The sequence below is a fragment of the Bradyrhizobium sp. P2_E8 genome (genome assembly GCF_056403875.1).
The window spans coordinates 1-2,572 of the sequence record NZ_JBFUES010001026.1; the positions used below are offsets into that span (position 1 = coordinate 1).

Annotated in this window: 3 protein-coding genes; 2 read left to right on the forward strand and 1 reads right to left on the reverse strand. The window is 58.7% G+C overall.

Features of this window, described 5'->3' with window-relative positions; translation table 11 throughout:
* Positions 1-221 precede the first annotated feature (221 nt).
* Together AC1D00_RS36090 and AC1D00_RS36095 are read left to right on the forward strand one after the other, a co-directional pair.
* On the forward strand, positions 222-347 hold the full coding sequence (locus tag AC1D00_RS36090) for a transporter substrate-binding protein (protein ID WP_404554806.1): 126 nt from the start codon (positions 222-224) through the stop codon (positions 345-347).
* Positions 331-558 carry a transporter substrate-binding protein gene (locus AC1D00_RS36095; protein ID WP_477013955.1) on the forward strand — a complete coding sequence of 76 codons (228 nt, stop codon included), beginning with the start codon at positions 331-333 and terminating at the stop codon, positions 556-558. The genes AC1D00_RS36090 and AC1D00_RS36095 overlap by 17 nt, the downstream gene beginning before the upstream one ends.
* Before the next feature lie 1,869 nt (positions 559-2,427).
* Here the strand turns inward: AC1D00_RS36095 and AC1D00_RS36100 are convergent.
* A partial coding sequence (locus AC1D00_RS36100; RefSeq protein ID WP_477013956.1) for a transposase occupies positions 2,428-2,572 on the reverse strand: 145 nt, incomplete at its 5' end.

Here is a 2,572-nt window from a genome sequence, read left to right on the forward strand (position 1 = left end):
GTTGATGGTCGCCCAATCCCGGGATTTTCGCCCGGCTGCGCGCAAGATGGATACTCATGTTCTCGCCCGAGAGGCAGACGCTGAAATCGGTCGGCTGGATGGGCCCAGACGATCATATGCCAGCACGCGATCGGGAATGAGATTGCTCGCCGTCCTGCGGTGATGCCCGCCGCCGCACCAGCGGCTTCTCCGCTCCGCGCGCGGAAGCGGCCAAGTAGCCGATGACAGTGCGCGACTTGTCGCGGCTCGGACCCGACGCTATCGACGGGCATCTGTCGTCGAGCGTCTATTTCTCGTCGCTGAATTCGCCGGAGAATGCCGCCTTCATCCATGCCTACGCGCAATGATGGACCGGTCTCGTCGGCAGACGCCGGGTCGTCTTGTATCGACCGGCAGACCTTTCGCGCCTGGCTCACGCCACGGATCGGCCGCTCGGCTGCGAACGGGCAGTTCGAGGTGCTGCTGGAATCCCGCGAGCCAATCGCACCCGATCCCAATCTCGCCCAGCCTCGCCGCGCTTTGCGAGCAGCAAGGTGCCGATCGGCCGCAAATACTTAAATTGCCACCGGCTTGCCGATCTGTCGAATACTGAGCTCGTTATCGACGGGCGCAACTCCGTCGTCCCAGGAGGCTCGTCGGTTTCCCGATACCAACTCCGTCAGCCATTCGCGGACATGGACATTCTTGTGCGGCCAATTGCACGAGGGCAATGTGCCGATCATGGGGCCGCGCACCCATGGGCTCTGGCTCGGTTCGACCATCGCACACGAGGTGAAGCTTGCGGTGTGACAGGGGGCTATCTGGACCCCGAACCAGCACGGAAGTTCTGCTGCCGGTGATGGCGCGATCGGACTTGCGAGCCTCTCTGGGACCAGTCAGGATAAGCGCACTACGGCAAGCAATTCCAAACCGGAAGACGCTGATGCGAACACTCTTTTCATTCTGTGTCGCCCTGGCCTGTTTCTCGGCAGCGATGACCCTGAGCTGCTCCAGCGCGAATGCAGTGTTTTGGCGTGGCCTGACCGCACCAACCGACATTGATTACCACGGCTACACCATCATCAAGGAGCCTCCGCCGAGCCCCTGCCAGTGGATACGGGTCAACGGCTATTACGTCCGCCAATGTGTACGCTAGCTGGCTGCTGTCGCATCCGTGTTGGCGCTGACGTAGCCCCCGTGCGGATTAAGGGAAGCCGTGACACGCCGCCAGCAGCACGAGCGGCGAGAGGCGATGCTACCCCAGATCTCCTGTTTCGCCACGACTTGGGGAAGCGAGCGAAATATAATCAATATGTTAGGTCACACTGTTTTGCAAAATTACACGTAAAACGTGTATAGTGCGTCGTTACGAATAGCAACTTAAAATAGAGAATTGGTAGCCGACCACGTTTCTGCATAGCCGGGGGCTTTATTCAGGAAACCCTACCGTTGATGATCTTCTGCGGCCTCGCGGTCGAGCTTTCTCTTAGTCCGCAGCGAAATGAGCCGCGAAGTGCGATCAATCCGAGCTTTAAGCCGCTCATCGACACCCAAGTCCTCCAACATTTTCTTGGGCGAGAGCAAGCCGGCCGCGCAGTCCCCCCGAGGCCGTTTGGGTTCAGCCAACGCCGTGGCGCACGAGTTCGGCTGCGCAAATAGTCTGAACTATAAGCAGAGCTTGCGAGCTGACGGCCCACGGCCAGGTAAGCTTGTGCTTTGTGTGTATCCAGGCATGAAAACGTTGGCATGAGCGAAAAGGCCCCATGGATACAGGCGATGGATCAACCGCAAGGGATCGGGCACCATCCCACCAACCGCGCCAAGCAGTATTGCTGGGGTTGCCTGGGGACTGGCATAAAGCAATAGCGCAATCGCAAGGCCAGCTGATGCATCGAAGACAAGCAATCCCAGATCACGCACCCAGAGCCGATCAGCGAAAAGTGTCGGTCGGTTCCGGCTGATTGAAAGGGAGCGCAGCGGATAATCTGAATGCGGTATAGCGTCGATGATAAAATGGCTCGCTATTCCCGCGACGAAGGCTAACGCAGGCTGATCGGGCATGAGGCTGGCTATGGCCCCGCCTACGATGGCGTGAGTGCTCAGGATCATCTTGACGGACCGTCGTGACGCCGGCCGTATGATATCTGGCCGGACATCTCAGCGCCACGGATTACATCTCAACGCTACGCTTTGAAGGGCGCGTTCCAGCGCGTCCAGCCTCTTGCCAAGTTCGTTATCAAACTCGCGAAATATTGCCGTAATGCCGTCGGAACCCGGCCCCACCTCCCTGGCCTTCCGGAGCCGAGGCACTAGGCGAGGCAAACAGGTGGTTCAGGAGCACCCACATCGCAAGCACGACGAGAGCGGTATGAACGATGATAATCCGCAAAATGGAGGCGTCATGGAGTAGCGAAGACTCCTAAGAGCCCAACTAGGGCCTGTTGGGATTCATCGGGAGTCTATCACGGCAGCGGCGATATGGATCATGGAGGCGAAGCTCTGATCGGTCTTTTCGGCGCGCATTGCGATGCGTTTGAACTCCTTGAGCCTGCCGAAGAAGTTTTCGATGAGATGCCGCCATTTGTACATTTCC

Bases quoted from the DNA above. Each gene is read 5' to 3' on its own strand.
- AC1D00_RS36090 (WP_404554806.1), top strand. From the start codon at position 222: ATGACAGTGCGCGACTTGTCGCGGCTCGGACCCGACGCTATCGACGGG.
- AC1D00_RS36095 (WP_477013955.1), top strand. From the start codon at position 331: ATGCCTACGCGCAATGATGGACCGGTCTCGTCGGCAGACGCCGGGTCG.